This window comes from Diaphorobacter sp. ED-3, assembly GCF_027625375.1.
GTDB classification, from domain to species: Bacteria; Pseudomonadota; Gammaproteobacteria; order Burkholderiales; family Burkholderiaceae_C; genus Diaphorobacter; species Diaphorobacter nitroreducens.
On sequence record NZ_CP115182.1, the window covers coordinates 225561 to 242488 of the forward strand.

Below are 16928 nucleotides of genomic sequence, written 5' to 3' on the forward strand. Positions count from 1 at the left end.
GGTCAATGTGAACGTGAACGCAGATCCGGACGGCAAACTGGTCAGCGCCCTGGTGCGTGGCGTTTCCATATTGCGGTGCTTCTCCAGCAAGTGCCAGGAACTCAGCGCCAAGGAGCTGATGGACCTGACCGGCCTGCCCAAGCCCACGCTGTTTCGCCTGACGGACACGCTGTGCGAGCTGGGCCTGCTGCGCTACTCGGAGCGCCTGTCCAAGTACGTGCCCGGCCTGGGCCTGCTGCAGTTGTCCTCGCCCGTGCTCACGCGCATGGCCCTGCGCCAGTTCGCCCGGCCGCACATGCAGGCGCTGGCCGACCTGACCGAGGGGCAGGTGCAGCTGGCCGTGGGCCACAAGCGCCGGTTGTGCATGGTGGAGCTGGCCAACGGCATGGGCAACACCGTGTTCCGCCAGGAAATCGGCGTGCCCATCTCGCTGTCGCGCACGGCCACGGGCCGCGCCTACCTGCTGGGCATGGCCGAGGATGAGCGCAAGGCCTACCTCCAGGACCTGCAGCGCAACGAACCGCAGCGCGCCGCGTGGCTGGAGCAGCGACTGACGGACGCACGCGACGACTTTGCGCGCCACGGCTTCTGCCGCAGCCACGGCGACCTGCACCGCGAGATCGAATCCATCGCCGTGCCCATGTCGCAGCCTCAGGACGGGGAACTCTGGGTGTTCGCCGTCTCGGTGCCGGTGTTCAGCCCCATGTACGCCCGGCTGGAGACAGACCTGGGCCCGCGCCTGCGCACGCTGGTGCGCTCGGTGGAGAGCGTGCTCGGGGCCTCCGGCCTCACCTGATACCCGCGTCCGCCACCCATACAACATCTACCAAGGAGACATCGTGAAGGTTCTGGACAGCGTGCGCGTACTGGAGATTGGCGGCCTGGGGCCGGGGCCGTTTTGTGCGATGCACCTGGCCGATTTGGGTGCAGACGTGATCTCGATAGTCCGTGAAACGAAGGGCCGCGAGACCACCGGCGCCTTGCTCAATCGCGGCAAGCGCTCGGTGTTTGCCGACCTCAAGACCGAGGAGGGGCGCCAGTTGGTGCTGGCTCTGATGGCCGAGGCCGATGCGCTCATCGAGGGCATGCGCCCTGGCGTGATGGAGCGCCTGGGTCTGGGCCCCGAGGAGTGCATGGCGGTCAACCCGCGCCTGGTGTACGGGCGCATGACGGGCTGGGGCCAGAGCGGACCGTTGGCACCGCGTGCGGGGCACGACACGAACTATGCCGCCGTCAGCGGCGCGCTGTGGGGCTGCAGTCCTGCGGACGCGCGGCCCGTCTCGCCTTTCGCCGTGCTTGGCGACATCGGCGGCGGTGCCATGTACCTGATGACGGGGCTGCTGTCGGGCATCGTGCAGGCGCGCGCCACGGGCCGCGGCACGGTGGTGGACGCAGCCATCGTGGACGGCTCGGCCCATATGCTGAACCTGATGCTGAGTGCGCGCCAGAGCGGCCTGGTGGCCGATGTGCGCGGCCAGAGCATCCACGACAGCGCGCCCTTCTACGACACCTATGTCTGCGCCGATGGCCATTACGTCACCGTGGGCGCTATCGAGCCGCAGTTCTACACCCTGCTGCTGCAGGTGCTGGGGCTGGCCGAGGACCCCGATTTCACCGGGTCGCAATGGGACAAGGCCGCCTGGCCGGTGCGGCGCGCGCGGCTGGCCGCGCTGTTCCTGGCGCAGCCGCGTGCGCACTGGCAGGCGCTGCTGGAGCCCACCGACGCCTGTTTTGGCGTCGTGCTCAGCCCCGTCGAGGCGGCGCAGCACCCGCACATGCGTGCGCGGGATGTGTATTCCGAACGCCAGGGGGTGCTACAGGCGGCACCCGCGCCCCGCTTTGACGGTGCAGCCTACGAGCCGGGCGAGGCCTGCGCGCCCGGCGCGCATACGCAGTCGGTCATGGAAGGACTGGGCCAGTCCGGCGCGCGGGCCGTGTGGCGCCAGCGCTGAGCACGTTGCGCGGGGCAGTCTCCCGCGCGGCCCTGGTTACCGTTGCTGGAGCAGCGCGGACGCTGGCAGCAGCCTGAAGGCCAGCGACGCCAGCGCCAGCCAGGCGGCGATGCACAGCAACACGGCGCGGTAGGGCTCCAGCCCGGCGCTGGTGGCCCAGGCGGCCACGGCGCCGGTCAGCGATTGCATCAGCGCCACCCCCAGAAACATGGCCATGGTGTAGAGCGACAGGGCGCGTCCCGTCTGTTCGTTGGGGTAGGACGAGCGCACGTCGGCATATTGCAAGATGCTGTAGCCTGACAGCAGCCCCATCGCGATCATCAGCGCCACCGTGGCCTGGGCGTTGTTGACCCAGGCCATGATGGCGAACAGGCCGGCCATCGACAGCGAAGCGCGGCCCACCCAGGTGCGGCGCCGGGCGGGGCCCGGGTCCATGCGGCCGAAAGCGGCGGGGGTGAACAGCGCAATCAGCGACAACACCAGCGCCACGTTGCCACTGTCCACCAGCGAAAAACCGTAGCGGTCGATCAGCAGAGGCCCCAGCCACAGGCCGCGCAGCGACAAAAAGGCCGCATAGCACGACATGCCGAGGATCACGATGCCCCAGGTGTGTGGCACGGTAAAGAGCCGTCCCATGCCCGTCAGCGCCTCCCCCCAGCTGCTGGCTGGACGGTGTGCGGTATCGGCACGTACCGGTTCATGCACCAGCGCATAAATCAACAGCCACGACAGCAGGCTCAGGCCAGCCAGCAGGCCAAAGCCGGCACGCCAGCCCCAGTGCTGCACCACCCAGGCCAGCGGTGTGCCGGTGAACAGCAACCCCAGCCCGCCCAGGCCCATGCTCAGGCCCGAGAAAAAGGCAAACCGGTCGGCCGCGAAATAGCGCGCAATGAACAGCGTGCAGGCCACGAAGGCGGGTGAATAGCCCACCCCGATCAGCACCTGACCGACCATCAGCCAGCCAGAGCTGGGCGCCAGCGCAGACAGGGCCGCACCAGCGATGCCCAGGGGCGCAGCCACCAGCACCGTGCGGCGCAGGCCGTAGCGGTCCAGTGCGATGCCCATCAGCAGTTGCGCAATGCCGAACGACAAACCAAACAGTCCGGCAAACGCCCCCAACGAGGAAGCCTGCAGGCCGAAATCTGCCTGCAGGCCCTGGGCCACGATGGCGGTGGTGGTGCGGTAAGCCTGGCTCAGCGCAAAGCCCGACAGCAGCGTGAGCAGCATGACCCACAGCGGTTGTGTACGGGAGAGTCTCATCGAGGGAAGAATGACGGTAGGGGCACGCCGGTGATTGTGCCGGCGCGCGGCAGAGCTGCAGGCACGAAACCGGAGCGGGCCTTCAGACCCTCGCCAGGCGCTGCAGCGCCCGCGCGTGGCGCAGCAAGGTCTGCTCGGCCTGCGCCAGCACCGGTGCATCGACCATGCGGCCGTCCAGCACGCACACGCCGCCGCCCGCCTGCTCTAGCGCCTGCCGCACGCGCTGCGCATGGGTCACGGCGGCCTCATCGGGGTCGAACGCGGCATGCAGCACTGGCACCTGCGCCGGGTGGATGCACAGCTTGCCGCCAAAGCCCATGCGCCGCGCGCGCTCGGCATCGCGGCCCATGCGCTCGGGATTGCGCGTGTCCACCGTCACGCCGTCGATGGGCGCGGCCAGCCCCGCGCGGCGCGAGGCCAGCACCAGGGCCATGCGCACGGGCAGCAACTCCTGCTCGTCTTCGGCGCAGGCCATGCCTGCGTCCACCTGGAAGTCGAGATGCCCGAAGGCCAGCCGCGCTACCTGGGGCGCGGCAGCCAGCGCGTCGGCGGCCGCCAGGCCCGCCACGCTTTCCACCAGCGGCACCAGCGCAGCCTGCGGCCCGGCGGCCCGGGCCACGGCCTGCAGGGTCTGCGCGCGCTCGGCCTTGGGCACCACGGCGCCGGCCAAGCCCTGGGCGGTGAGTTGTGCCAACGCCTGCAGATCGGCCGCAAACCAGGGGGTTGCCTCGCTGTTGATGCGCACCAGCAGCCGTGCGCGCTGCGGGGCCGGCAGGGCGGTCAGCGCATCGGCCAGGGCGGTGCGGGCGCGTTCCTTGTCTGCGGGGGCCACAGCGTCCTCCCAGTCGGCAATCACCAGGTCGGCGCCGCTGGCCAGGGCCTTGGGCAGCCGCTCGGGCTGGGTGGCGGGAACGAAGAGGAAGGAGCAGGCGTGGCGCACGGAGTCGGTCATGGGAAGCAGGGAAGCAGGGAGGCGGGAACAGCGCGGGTCAGGCGTATTCGGAGATTTCGATCAGGTTGTGGTCCGGGTCGCGCACGTAGACCGAGAGGATGGGGCCGCGCGCGCCGGTGCGCTGCACCGGGCCGCACTCGATGGCAATGCCGTGCTCGGCCAGGCGCTGCTGCACCTGCGCCAGCGGGATGGACGCAATGAAGCACAGGTCCAGCGCGCCCGGCAGGGGGTGCAGGGCCTTGGGCTCGAACTCGCGGCCCTGGATGTGCAGGTTGATCTTCTGCCCGTTGAACACAAAGGCCTTGCGGCCTTCGCCAAAGGTCTGCAGCGCCATGCCCAGCACGGTGCTGTAGAAGTGCACGCACTGCGCTTCATGGGCGGTGGTGAGCACGAGGTGGTCCAGCCGGTCGATCATGGGGTGCCTTGTGGTGCAAGCGCCCCGGCCGGCAGCGTGCCAGCCGGGGCAAAACGGGCGAGATTACTCGGCGCTCACGCCGGCGGCCTTGATGACCTTGTCCCAGCGCGCCACCTCGGCCGCCAGGTGCTTGCGCAGGCCTTCGGGCGTGGCCTTGTCGGGCGAGACCAGGTCGGAGCTCAGCTCGGCGATGCGCTTTTTCACGTTCTCGTCCTTGATCGCCACGTTCAATGCCTTGTTGAGCTTCTCGATCACGTCTTTGGGCGTGCCCTTGGGGGCGTACATGCCGTGCCACACCTTCACGTCGAAGCCCTTGAGGCCCTGCTCGTCCAGCGTGGGAATGTTGGGCATGGATGCCAGGCGCTGCGGCGTGGTCACGCCGAATACCTTGGCGCGCTTGCCATCCTGGATCACCGGGGCGGTCTGCGTGGTCTGGTCGCACAGCAGGTCCACCTGGCCGCCCATCAGGTCGTTCATGGCCGGGCCGGCGCCCTTGTAGGGCACGGTGGTCAGCTTCACGCCCACCTGGTGCATGAACAGCATGCCGCACAGCTGCGACACGGCACCCACGCCCGCGTTGGCCAGCGACACCTTGTCCTGGTTCTTCTTCACGTAGTCCAGCAGCTCGGGGAAGGTGTTGGCGGGGAAGTCCTTGCGCGACAGCAGCGTCATGGGCACATCCAGCACCTGCCCGATGTACTCGAAGTCCTTGAGCGGGTCATAGGGCAGCTTCTTGTACAGCGCCGGGGCCGTGGCCATGCCCATGTGGTGGATGAGGATGGTGTAGCCGTCGGGCTTGGAGCGCACGATGCGCGCGGGAGCCAGCGTGCCGCCCGCGCCCACGGTGTTCTCCACCACCACCGTCTGGCCCAGCGACTGGCCCATGGGCACGGCCAGCAGGCGCGCCACCACGTCGGTGGGGCCGCCGGCGCTGTAGGGTACGACCAGGGTGACGCTCTTTTCAGGCCAGGTGTTGGCGGCGGCAGGGCCGCCCAAGGCCATCGCCGCGCAGGCCGCGGCGATGGCGCCGAAGGTGGTGCGTCGGGAAATCGGGGTGAAGCGTGCGGTCATGCGTATGTCTCCTTGTCGGTGGTGGTGAAGGGGGCGTCTTCTGCGCCCCTGGGGGGATCATGGGCCGCGGCGCAGGCGGGACCGCCGGTCAGCCCAGCAGATGCTGCGTGCGCGGCCACTCCTGCACTTGCCACAGGCGCTGCACGGCCGCCCGGGCCTGCGCGTCGGACACCGCGCCGCCGTAGGCGGCCAGGCGCAGGGCCTTGGCCGTGAGTTCCTCGCGCGAGAGGGTGTTGCCGGGGTCGCCCTTGGGCTCTTCCACGCGCCCGGCCAGCGTGCGGCCGTCGGTCGTCTGCACGGTGACCTTGCCGATCCAGCGCTGCGGGTAAGCGGCGTCCACCTCGGGGTCCAGCACCATGCGCACCTTCTCGCGCAAGGTCACAGTGTCCGGGGCCAGGAACTGCTCGTCGAATTCGGTCAAACCCGCATGGCCAAAGCGTGCGGCCAATGCCAGCACCGTGCCCATGGAGAACTTGCTCTGGTGCACCGTGGTGGGCGAGACCACCGGCCCCAGCACGTCGATGGCACCCTGGTGCACATGGCAGGTCACCTGTGCGATGTCGGCGGGCGCCAGGCCGTGCTCGCGCATCACCTGCTGCAGCGCGTCGGCCGCGGGGTGCGTATGGCGGCACGAGGCATGCCACTTGAACGATGTCTCGGCCGTGGCCCAGCGGGTGCCCAGGCCCTCGGTGAGCTTGGCCGGGTTGGCATCGCTGGACATGCCCGCGGCCAGGCCCTGCGGCCCGGTGAAGATGTCCTGCGCGCCGGTGAAGCCGTCCTGGGCCAGGTAGGCGGCCATCAGGCCGGCCGCGGCGGCGTGGGCCGTGTGCAGCTGCTTGCTGTCGGCCGCGGTGCGCAAAAATTCCCACAGCCCCGCCGACTGCGTGCCGGCCGAGCCAAAGGCGTGCTGCATCTGCGCGGGCGTGAGATTCAGCAGGCGCCCCACGGCAGCGGCTGCCGCCAGCGTGCCGGCCGTGGCCGTGGTGTGGAACACCTTGTAATGGCTGCGGCCCAAGAATTCGCCCACGCGGATGCCGACCTCATAGCCCGCCACGCAGGCCGCCATGAGCTGCGCGCCGCTGGCGCCGATGCTTTGCGCCACGGCCAGCGCGGGCGGAAAGACCACGGCCGCCGGGTGGAACACCGAGCCGTTGTGCACATCGTCCTGCTCGGCCACATGGCTGGCCGCGGCGTTGGCCAGCGCGGCCATCATGGGGCTGCTGGTGGCGCCGTGGCCGATCACCTCGGCCGGGCCGCTGGCAGGGCCTTGCGACAGGGCAAAGCGCGTGATGCTGGCCACGGGCCGGGCGCGGCAGCCGGCCAGCACGGAGCCGAACCAGTCCACCCACAGGTCTTCGGTGCGGCGCTGCACGGGTGCGGGCACGTCGCTCCACTGCAGCGTGGCGGCAAACTGGGCCAGGGGATGGATGGTGACTTGGGTTTCTTGCTTCATTTCGGGCTCCCGGGCAGGCGTATCAAGCGCTAGGGCCTGTTCACACTATTTTTGCCAGTGCGAATGGCGTGAAAACCGCGCCAATCTAGGCGCGTGACGACGCCAAGGCCGGGGCCTTGGCTAGGAGGGCAACGACGAATGGCGCGGTTTTCACTCCGTTCCCTCCGGGTTGCGATCAAAAAGGGCCATTCGCGGCGTTGCCAAGCCTCGCTGGGGTAGCACCCCAGCTTCGTTTGGCGCCTTGCGCCTGGCCCTTTTTGATCGCAACGCATCTGGCAAAAATAGTGTGAACAGGCCCTAGCAGCTATGGTTTTTGCGTCAAAGAGGTTGCGGTGCCTGCAGGGCGTCGATCTGCTCGGCGCTCCAGCCCAGCTCGGCCAGGATGGCGGCGTTGTGCTGGCCCACGGCGGGCACGGCATCCATGCGGTAATCGAACGCGCTGTTCACGCCGGGCGGCAGCAGCGCCGGGATGCGGCCCACGGGGGAATCCACTTCGATCCAGCGCTGGCGTGCGGCCAGCTGCGGGTGCGCCCACAGGTCGGCCATGTCGTTCACGCGGGCGTTGGCGATGCCCGCTTGGTCCAGCCGTTCGACGACCTGGGCGGCGCTGAGCGTGGAGAACTCTTGCAGGATCAGCGCCTGCAGCGCGTCGCGGTGGGCGTTGCGCTGGGCGTTGGAACAGAAGCGCGCGTCCGTGGCCACTTCGGGGCGCTGCAGCACGGCGTCGCAAAAGGCCTTCCATTCGCGCTCGTTCTGCAGGCCCAGCATCACCGTCTTGCCATCGCCCGCCACGAACGGGCCATAGGGGTAGATGCTGGCGTGCGATGCGCCGGTGCGCGGTGGCGGCGGCGCGCCGTCAAAGGCGTAGTACATCGGATAGCCCATCCACTCGCCCATGGCTTCGAGCATGGACACGTCGATGTGGCTGCCCTCGCCCGTCTTGCCGCGCAGCAGCAGGGCCGACAGGATGTTGGTGTAGGCATACATGCCCGCGGCAATATCGGCCACCGAGATGCCGGACTTGGATGGCGTCTCGGGCGTGCCCGTGACGGAGAGGAACCCCGCCTCGCTCTGGATCAGCAGGTCATAGGCCTTCTTGTCGCGGTACGGCCCGTCGGCGCCGTAGCCGCTGATGTCGCACACGATGAGCTTGGGGTTGTGCGCCTTGAGCACTTCATACGACAGGCCCATGCGCGCGGCCGCGCCGGGCGCGAGGTTCTGCACCAGCACGTCGGCGGTCTTGAGCAGCTGCAGCAGCGCGGCCTTGGCCTGGGGCTGCTTCACATCGAGCGCCAGGCTCTCCTTGCTGCGGTTGATCCAGGTGAAGTGCGACGACTGGCCCTTCACGCGCTGGTCGTAGCCGCGCGCGAAGTCGCCGCTGCCGGGGCGCTCTACCTTGATGACGCGCGCGCCCAGGTCGGCCAGCTGCCGCGTGCAGAACGGCGCGGCTACCGCGTGTTCCAGCGAGACGACGGTGATGCCGTCAAGGGGGCGGATGGTTTTTGTCATGGGTCAGTCGTTCCCTGTACGAGCGCGGTGAGCGGCGCTTGCGACCGGCGCGACCCAAGCCAGCAGACGCCGCGCAAGGGCCTGGGCCGGCCGCGCCGCCCCGCCGCGCTGGCGTCGTCCCCCTTCCCGCGCGAAGCGCGAGAGAAGGGGGAAGCGGCGCAGCCGCTCAGGGGGTTGTTCATCTCAGAACGAACGGGGCAAGCCCAGGATGTGCTCGGCCACGTAGCTGTAGATCATGTTGGTCGAAATCGGCGCCACCTGGTACAGGCGCGTCTCGCGGAATTTGCGCTCGATGTCGTACTCGCACGCGAAGCCAAAGCCGCCGTGGGTCTGCAGGCAGACGTTGGCCGCTTCCCAGCTGGCCTTGGCCGCCAGGTACTTGGCCATGTTGGCCTCGGCGCCCGCGTTCTGGTGGGCGTCAATCTTCTCGCAGGCCTTCCAGCGCATCAGGTTGGCGGCTTCCAGCTCGATGAAGGCATCGGCAATCGGGAACTGCACGCCCTGGTTCTGGCCGATGGGGCGGTTGAACACCACGCGCTCCTTGGCGTATTTGCTGGCCCGGTCGATGAACCAGTAGCCATCGCCAATGCACTCGGCGGCGATCAGCGTGCGCTCGGCGTTCAGGCCGTCCAGCAGGGTCTTGAAGCCCTTGCCTTCTTCGCCCAGCAGCGCGTCCTCGGGGATCTCGAGGTTGTCGAAGAACAGTTCGTTGGTCTCGTGGTTGACCATGTTCAGGATGGGGCGCACGGTGAGGCCGTTGCCAATCGCCTGGTGCAGGTCGATCAGGAAGCACGACAGGCCGTCGGAGCGCTTTTTCACCTGGTCGGCGGGCGTGGTGCGCGCCAGCAAAATCATCAAATCGCTGTGCTGGATGCGCGAGATCCAGACCTTCTGGCCGTTGATGACCCAGCGGCCATCCTTCCTGACGGCGCTGGTCTTGAGCTTGGTGGTGTCGCTGCCCGTGGTGGGCTCGGTCACGCCCATGGACTGGATGCGCAGCTCGCCCGAGGCAATCATGGGCAGGTATTTCTGCTTTTGCGCTTCGCTGCCGCTGCGCACGATGGCGTTCATCACGTACATCTGGCCGTGGCAAGCGCCGGAGTTGCCGCCGCTGCGGTTGATCTCTTCCATGATGACCGAGGCATCGGCCATGGTCAGGCCCGAGCCGCCGTACTCCTGCGGAATCAGCGCGGCCATCCAGCCGGCCTGGGTCAGGGCATCGACAAAGGCCTCGGGGTAGGCGCGGGCCTCGTCGACCTTGCGGAAGTATTCGTCAGGGTACTGGGCACACAGAGCGCGCACGGCGTCGCGGATTTCCTGGTACTGGTCGGGCTGGTGGATCATGGTGGATTTCAAGTGTTTTTGCTCTTTAGCGCTGATGCAGAAAGCGCTAGTAGCTATGAATTTAGTAGTGTTCAGGCCAGCGTGGCGGTGCCCTGCATGGTCAGCCAGCCCTCGTGGTCCTGGGCCCACAGCTCCACGGACTTGCCGTCGCTGGAGGGCTTGCCGTGCACGCTGAACGGGTGCAGGTCGAACGTCGGTCGCACGGCGCGGAAGTCGAACGTGAGCACCTGCGCACCGGGCAGGCTGCGGCGCAGCAGGTCCAGCAGCAGCGTGGCGATCAGCGGGCCGTGCACGATCAGGCCGGGGTAGCCCTCGACCTCGGTCACGTACTTGCGGTCGTAATGGATGCGGTGGCCGTTGAAGGTGAGCGCGGAGTAGCGAAACAGCAGCACGGCGTCGGGCACGATGGTGCGCGACCAGGCGGCCTGGCCCTCCAGCGGCGGCTTTTGCGGCGTGGGCGCCGGGTCGCCGGGCTGGGCGGCGCTGCGGTAGACGATGTCGTGCTCCTCGGTGAGCGCCAGGCCCTGCGCGTTGCGGTACTGGTGCTCCACCAGCACGAAGAGCAGCTCACCCGAGCGCCCGGCCTTGTGCTTGACGGACTGGATGGTGGAGGTGCGCTGCACCTGCTGGCCCACCTGCAGCGGGTTGGCACCATCTCCCTGCATTTCCCAGCGCAGGCGCCCGCCCGCCCACATGCGGCGCGGCAGCGGCACGGGCGGCAGAAAGCCCCCGCGCTTGGGGTGCCCGTCCGGGCCGATCTCGCTTTGGCGCGCATGCGGCAGGAAGTACAGCCAGTGCCACAGCGGCGGCACGGTGGTGCCGGGAGCCGGCGCGGGGTCGTCGCGGTCCAGCGTGGCCGACAGCGCCGCGATGGGCGTGGCCGTGAGGGTGTCGCTCAGGGTTTCGCTTTGGCCCTGCCAGGTCTGCAGGTGCGCGAGCTGGGCGGTGTCGATGGTGGGTTCGGTCATGGTCGCTATCGTGCGGTCTGGCCGACACCCGCGCAATCCGCGTTTGTGAAAGCGCCTCTTCGGCGCCCATGAAGCCCCCGGGGTCCTCGCGCCGCTTTCATGGGGCCGAAGCCCGCCCTTGCGATTGCCGAATAGCGCGGGCGGCCCTTTGCCGTCATGCTCGCAGCCATTGATTTCCTATCGCAAACAAAGGACGACAGACATGGCGCAGAAGATGGTGCAGGACAAGGTGGTGGTGGTGACGGGGGCTGGCGGCGGCATCGGGCGCGACATGGCGCTGGCGCTGGCCGCCGCCGGGGCCAAGGTGGTGGTGAACGACATCGGCACCTCCACCACGGGCGAAGGCACCGACGCCGGCCCCGCGCAGAAGGTGGTCGAGGAGATCAAGGCTGCCGGCGGCCAGGCCGTGGCCAACATGGACAGCGTGGCCGAGGCCGCTGCGGCGGGCCGCATCATCCAGTGCGCGTTGGACCACTTCGGCCGCATCGACGGCGTGGTCAACAACGCGGGCATCCTGCGTGACCGCTTCTTCCACAAGATGAGCCTGGACGAGTGGGACGCCGTGCTCAAGGTGCACCTGTACGGCAGCTACTACATGAGCCGCGCGGCCGCCAACCATTTCAAGGAGCAGGAGAGCGGCGCCTTCGTGCACATGACCTCCACCTCGGGCCTGATCGGCAACTTCGGCCAAGCCAACTACAGCGCGGCCAAGCTGGGGCTGGTGGCGCTGTCCAAGTCCATCGCGCTGGACATGCAGAAGTTCCACGTGCGCTCCAACTGCATCGCGCCCTTTGCGTGGAGCCGCATGATCGGCTCGATCCCCACCGACACGCCCGAGCAGCAGGCGCGCGTGGCCAAGATCCAGCAGATGACGCCCAACAAGATCGCTCCGCTGGCCGTGTACCTGCTGTCGGACCAGGCCCAGGACGTGAACGCCCAGGTCTTCGCCGTGCGCAACAACGAAATCTTCCTGATGAGCCAGCCGCGCCCCCTGCGCTCGGTGCACCGCAGCGAAGGCTGGACGCCCGAGTTCATCGCCGAGCACGGCATGCCCGCGCTCAAGGCCTCGTTCGTGCCCATGGAGCGCTCGGGCGACGTGTTCTCCTGGGATCCGGTGTGACAGAGACAACCCCCTGAGGCGCTGCGCGCCTCGGTGCAGCCGCCAGAGGCGGCAGCTCTTCGGGGCCGTCCAAGCCTGCGCAGGCAGGCTTGGAGCCGCGGCCCTCAGCCCCTTCTCTCTGCGCGCTGCGCGCTGCGGGAAGGGGGACGCAGCCCTCGCTGCGGGGCGGCGCGGCCGGCCCAGGCCCTTGCTCGGCTGCCCTGGGCTGGGGCGCGCCAGTTTCAAGCGATGCAGGTGACGTGCAGCGTCATGGAGGAACGAAATGGCTATTGACTACCAACACCTGAAAAGCCGGGTCTTCACGCCGGTGCGCCAGCACTACACCGAGCGCGACACCATGCTCTACGCGCTCAGCCTCGGGCTGGGCAACGATCCGCTGAACGCCAGCGCGCTGCCCTTCGTCTACGAGGGGCTGGAAGGCGGCCTGCGCGCCCTGCCGTCGCAGGCCGTGGTGCTGGGCTACCCGGGCTTCTGGGCGCGCGAGCCGGACACGGGCATCGACTGGGTCAAGCTCCTGCACGGCGAGCAGCGCATGCGCCTGCACCGCCCGCTGCCCGCGAGCGGCGAGGTCGTGGGCCACAACCGCATCACGCACCTGACCGACAAGGGCGAGGGCAAGGGCGCCATCATGGTGACGGAGCGGCGCCTGGAAACCGCCGCCGGCGAGCTGCTGGCCACCGTGCAGCAGGTGACCTTTCTGCGCGGGGATGGCGGCTACAGCCAGCAGGGAGGCGGCCAGCCCAGCGACGCACCGCTGCCCGCGCTGCAGCCCACGCCGCAGGACCGCGCGCCCGACTTCACCGACACCCAGCCCACCCGCCCCGAGGCGGCGCTGCTCTACCGCCTGATGGGCGACTACAACCCGCTGCACGCCGACCCGGCCGTGGCCGCCAAGGCCGGCTTCGAGCGCCCCATCCTGCACGGGCTGGCCAGTTACGGCCTGGTGGCGCACGCGCTGCTGCGCCAGTGCTGCGGCGGCGATCCCGCGCGCCTCAAGGCGCTGGACATCCGCTTTGCCGCCCCGGTGTACCCGGGCGAGACGCTGGTGACCGAGATCTGGCGCGTGCCCGGCCAGCCGGCGCAGGTGCAGCTGCGCGCCCGTGTGCTCGAACGCGACAAGGTGGTGCTGAGCCACGGCTTCGCCGAACTGGCGTGAGCTATCAAAAAGTGAGCTGCCGGCGCTTCATAGGTAAGCGCTGGAGCTCGTTCTGAATCAAATACCCTGGAGCACGCCATGAGCGCATCCCCCGTGTTGACCTCCGTGCAGGACGGCGTCGGCACCATCACCCTGAACCGCCCTGAGGCACGCAACGCGCTCAACCAGGCCATGCGCCCGGCCCTGGCCGCCGCCATCGCGCAGATGCGCGATGACGCGCAGGTGCACGCGGTCATCCTCACCGGCGCGGGCGGCGCGTTCTGCTCGGGCGGCGACATCTCGGCCATGCTGGACACCACCCGCACCGGCCTGGCCTTTCGCAAGGGCATGCGCGAGCTGCACCAGTGGTTCCCCGAACTCGTGAACCTGGAAAAGCCCGTGATCGCCGCGGTGGACGGCCCGGCCTTCGGCGCGGGCCTGAGCCTGGCGCTGGCAGCCGACTTCGTGCTGGCCACGCGCCGCGCCAAGTTCTGCGCGGTGTTCGGCCGCATCGGCCTGATCCCCGACCTGGGCGCGATGCACCTGCTGCCGCGCATCGTGGGCCAGCAAAAGGCCAAGGAGCTGGTCTTCACCGCGCGCACCGTCGATGCCGAGGAAGCCAAGCAACTGGGCATGGTGTTCGACATCGTGGACGACGCCACCGCGCTGACCGAGGCCGCGTTGGCGCTGGCGCAGCGGTTTGGCGAGGCCTCCACCGCTGCCATCGGCATGGCCAAGACCATCATGAACCAGTCCTTCGAGAGCGACGCGCGCACCATCGCCGAACTGGAGTCCTATGCGCAATCTGTGTGCCGTGGCTCCGACTACCACCAGGACGCGGTGCGACGCTTCAAGGACAAGCAGCCGTTGCGCTTCGACTGGGACAGGAAATGACTCCCCCCTGTGTCGCCTGTGGCGCCATCCCCCCAGGGGGACGACGCCAGTGGCCGGGCAAAGCCCGCTCCACGGCGTCCGCTGGCATGGCCTGCTCCGCGGCCATCGGACCGGTGCCGGCGCGCCAGTTTCATGGCTTGCGGGTGGCGCGCTGCGCCATGGATGCCTGATATGAGCGCATTGGCCGAACGCTTGCAGGCACTGATCCGCCCCGGCGACACGCTGTGGTGGGGCCAGGCCACGGCCGAGCCGCTGACGCTCACACGCGCCGTGGTGCAGCAGCGCCACGCGCTGGCGCAGGGCGGGCGGCTGCGCGTGTTCGTGGGCATCGGCGCGTCGGACACGCTGCAGCCCGGGCAGGCCGACGCCATCGGTTTCTTCGGCTATGCCGCGGGCGGGCCGCACCGCGCCCTGGCCCAGGCCGGCGTGCTGGACATCCTGCCCAGCCACTATTCCCATCTGCCGGGCCTGATCCGCGCGGGGGTGCTGCCGGCCGACGTGGTGCTGCTGCAGGTGTCGCCGCCCGATGCGCAGGGCCGCTACAGCCTGGGGCTGGTGCAGGAATACCTGCCCGCCGCCATCGAGCGCGCGCGTGTGGTGATCGCCGAGGTGCACCCCGACGTGCCCTGGACGCACGGCGGCCTGCACCTGCAGGCCAGCGACTTCGCGCTGCTCATCGACGCCGAGCACCCGCCGCTGAACCAGAGCCGCAGCGCGCCCGGCCCGGTGGAGCAGGCCATTGCGCGCCATGTGGCGGGGTGGGTGGAGGACGGCGCCACGCTGCAGCTGGGCATCGGTAACCTGCCCGAGGCCGTGCTGGCCGCGCTGCACGGCCACCGCGACCTTGGCCTGCACAGCGGTGCAGTGGGCGACGGCATTGCCGCTCTGGCCGAAGCCGGCGTGCTCACCAACGCCAGGAAGAGTCTGGACACCGGCGTGGGCATCGGCGGCATTCTCATGGGTGGCGAGCGCCTGCGCCGCTGGGCGCACCGCAACCCACATATCGAGCTGCGCGGCACCGACTACACGCACGACCCCGGGGTGCTTGCCACCAGCCACAAGCTCACCGCCATCAACGCGGCCATCGAGGTGGACCTCACCGGCCAGATCAACGCCGAGGTGGCCGCCGGCTGCTACGTGGGCGCCGTGGGCGGCGCGGTGGACTTCCTGCGCGGCGCCGCCCGCAGCAAAGGCGGCCTGCCCATCGTGGCGCTGCCCGCCACCGCCAAGGGCAAGACGCGCATCGTGGCGCAGCTCTCGGGCCCGGTGAGCACGCCGCGCAGCGACGCGGGCCTGATCGTCACCGAGCATGGCGTGGCCGACCTGCGGGGGCAGACGCTGTCGCGCCGCGTGCGCCGGCTGATCGACATTGCCGCCCCCGAACACCGCGCCGACCTGGAGCGCCAGGCCCACGACACGCTGCGCCGCTGTGGCGCGGTATTTCAAATTTGATAGCTATTAGCGCATGTCAGATAAGCGCTAGCGGCCATTTTCATTCATATTTCAAGGAGCAACACCATGCGCAGAGCCGCCATCGTCACCCCCGTCCGCACCCCCGTTGGCACCTTTGGCGGCAGCCTGCGGCCCGTGCCCGTCGAGGAGCTGGCCGCCACCACGGTGCGCGCCGTGGTTGAGAGAAGTGGCATCGACCCCGCGCGCATCGACGACGTGGTCATGGCCCAGTCGTACGCCAACAGCGAGGTGCCCTGCGTGGGCCGCTGGGCCGCGCTGCAGGCGGGCCTGCCGGTGTCGGTGCCGGGCATGCAGCTGGACCGGCGCTGCGGCGGCGGCCTGCAGGCCATCGTCACCGCGTCGATGATGGTGCAAAGCGGCGCCGCCGACGTGGTCATCGCCGGCGGCGTGGAGAGCATGAGCAACATCGAGTACTACAGCACCGACATGCGCTGGGGCGCGCGCTCGGGCAACGTGCGCTTCTACGACCGCCTGGACCGCGGGCGCGAGCGCTCGCAGCCGGTGGAGCGCTTCGGCAAGATCTCCGGAATGATCGAGACGGCGGAGAACCTGGCGCGCGACTATGGCATTACGCGCGAGGAGGCCGACGCCTTCGCGCTGCGCAGCCACCAGCGCGCGGCGGCCGCCTGGGAGGCGGGCCGCTTTGCCGACGAAATCGTTCCCGTGCAGGTGCCGCAGCGCAAGGGCGAGCCGGTCACGTTTGCCCGCGATGAGGGCTTTCGCGCCGACGTCACGCCCGAGAGCCTGGCCAAGCTGCGCGTGCTGATGCCGAACGGCACCGTGACCGCCGGCAACGCCAGCCAGCAAAACGATGCCTCGGCCGCCTGCCTGATCGTGGCCGAGGACAAGCTGGCCGAGCTGGGCCTCACGCCCATGGCCACGCTGGTGGGCTGGGCGGCCGCGGGCTGCGAGCCCTCGCACATGGGCATCGGCCCGGTGCCGGCCGTGAAGAAGCTGCTCGCGCGGCTGAACCTCACGATCGACGACATGGACTTGGTGGAGCTCAACGAGGCCTTTGCCTGCCAGGTGCTGGCCGTGCTCAAGGGCTGGGAATGGCAGGACCAGGATGCCATCGCGCACAAGCTCAACGTCAACGGCTCGGGCATCTCGCTGGGCCACCCCATCGGCGCCACGGGCGTGCGCATCCTGGCCACGCTGCTGCACGAGCTGCAGCGCCGCAAGGGCCGCTACGGCCTGGAGACCATGTGCATCGGCGGCGGCCAGGGCATCGCCGCGGTGTTCGAGCGCGTCTGACGCGCGGCCCTTGCACTGAGCGGTGGATCTGCGCCGCCGCAGACCGCCGCGTGTGACTGCGTGACCTGGCGCCTTGCACGGCTGCGGTGCAAGGCGCGCGCCAGCGTGCGCGTTGTTGGCCTGGCCCT

The 16928-nt window shown here is 69.3% G+C and carries 15 protein-coding genes; 7 read left to right on the forward strand and 8 right to left on the reverse strand.

Annotation, left to right across the window (positions count from 1 at the left end; genetic code table 11):
* Positions 1-7 precede the first annotated feature (7 nt).
* Together PCQ86_RS01085 and PCQ86_RS01090 are read left to right on the forward strand one after the other, a co-directional pair.
* Positions 8-796 carry an IclR family transcriptional regulator gene (locus PCQ86_RS01085; protein WP_442874488.1) on the forward strand — a complete coding sequence of 263 codons (789 nt, stop codon included), beginning with the start codon at positions 8-10 and terminating at the stop codon, positions 794-796.
* A gap of 43 nt (positions 797-839) precedes the next feature.
* Positions 840-1952, forward strand: coding sequence for a CaiB/BaiF CoA transferase family protein (locus PCQ86_RS01090; protein WP_270174658.1), 1113 nt, complete (start codon positions 840-842; stop codon positions 1950-1952).
* Between the two features lie 36 nt (positions 1953-1988).
* Here the strand turns inward: PCQ86_RS01090 and PCQ86_RS01095 are convergent, their stop codons facing one another.
* The 8 genes from PCQ86_RS01095 to PCQ86_RS01130 form a co-directional block, all read right to left on the reverse strand.
* Positions 1989-3212 (reverse strand): MFS transporter, encoded by a 1224-nt coding sequence (locus PCQ86_RS01095; RefSeq protein ID WP_270174659.1) that lies wholly within the window; start codon positions 3210-3212, stop codon positions 1989-1991.
* Between the two features lie 82 nt (positions 3213-3294).
* A complete protein-coding gene (locus tag PCQ86_RS01100) occupies positions 3295-4164 on the reverse strand; it encodes an HpcH/HpaI aldolase/citrate lyase family protein (protein ID WP_270174660.1) in 870 nt (289 codons plus the stop codon).
* A gap of 37 nt (positions 4165-4201) precedes the next feature.
* The gene (locus tag PCQ86_RS01105) at positions 4202-4579 is read right to left on the reverse strand and encodes a VOC family protein (protein WP_270174661.1); all 378 of its coding nucleotides are present in this window, start codon (positions 4577-4579) and stop codon (positions 4202-4204) included.
* A 63-nt stretch (positions 4580-4642) separates the two neighbouring features.
* Positions 4643-5650, reverse strand: coding sequence for a tripartite tricarboxylate transporter substrate binding protein BugD (locus PCQ86_RS01110; RefSeq protein ID WP_196994642.1), 1008 nt, complete (start codon positions 5648-5650; stop codon positions 4643-4645).
* An 88-nt stretch (positions 5651-5738) separates the two neighbouring features.
* Positions 5739-7103 (reverse strand): MmgE/PrpD family protein, encoded by a 1365-nt coding sequence (locus PCQ86_RS01115; protein ID WP_220638294.1) that lies wholly within the window; start codon positions 7101-7103, stop codon positions 5739-5741.
* Between the two features lie 318 nt (positions 7104-7421).
* Positions 7422-8612: a CaiB/BaiF CoA transferase family protein gene (locus PCQ86_RS01120; RefSeq protein WP_270174662.1), complete on the reverse strand. Its 1191-nt coding sequence runs from the start codon at positions 8610-8612 to the stop codon at positions 7422-7424.
* 183 nt (positions 8613-8795) lie between these two features.
* The gene (locus PCQ86_RS01125; protein ID WP_270175471.1) at positions 8796-9956 is read right to left on the reverse strand and encodes an acyl-CoA dehydrogenase family protein; all 1161 of its coding nucleotides are present in this window, start codon (positions 9954-9956) and stop codon (positions 8796-8798) included.
* Between the two features lie 71 nt (positions 9957-10027).
* On the reverse strand, positions 10028-10924 hold the full coding sequence (locus PCQ86_RS01130) for an FAS1-like dehydratase domain-containing protein (protein ID WP_270174663.1): 897 nt from the start codon (positions 10922-10924) through the stop codon (positions 10028-10030).
* 202 nt (positions 10925-11126) lie between these two features.
* Between PCQ86_RS01130 and PCQ86_RS01135 the strand changes: the two genes are divergently transcribed.
* From PCQ86_RS01135 to PCQ86_RS01155, 5 genes are all read left to right on the forward strand, one after another.
* Positions 11127-12044 carry an SDR family NAD(P)-dependent oxidoreductase gene (locus tag PCQ86_RS01135; RefSeq protein ID WP_011803589.1) on the forward strand — a complete coding sequence of 306 codons (918 nt, stop codon included), beginning with the start codon at positions 11127-11129 and terminating at the stop codon, positions 12042-12044.
* Positions 12045-12306: 262 nt separating this feature from the next.
* Entirely contained in the window at positions 12307-13200 is an 894-nt protein-coding gene (locus tag PCQ86_RS01140; protein WP_270174664.1) for a MaoC family dehydratase, read from the forward strand.
* A gap of 78 nt (positions 13201-13278) precedes the next feature.
* Positions 13279-14073, forward strand: coding sequence for an enoyl-CoA hydratase/isomerase family protein (locus PCQ86_RS01145; protein WP_270174665.1), 795 nt, complete (start codon positions 13279-13281; stop codon positions 14071-14073).
* Between the two features lie 171 nt (positions 14074-14244).
* Positions 14245-15525: an acetyl-CoA hydrolase/transferase family protein gene (locus tag PCQ86_RS01150; protein WP_270174666.1), complete on the forward strand. Its 1281-nt coding sequence runs from the start codon at positions 14245-14247 to the stop codon at positions 15523-15525.
* A 66-nt stretch (positions 15526-15591) separates the two neighbouring features.
* Positions 15592-16800 (forward strand): acetyl-CoA C-acetyltransferase, encoded by a 1209-nt coding sequence (locus PCQ86_RS01155; RefSeq protein ID WP_270174667.1) that lies wholly within the window; start codon positions 15592-15594, stop codon positions 16798-16800.
* Positions 16801-16928: the final 128 nt, after the last annotated feature.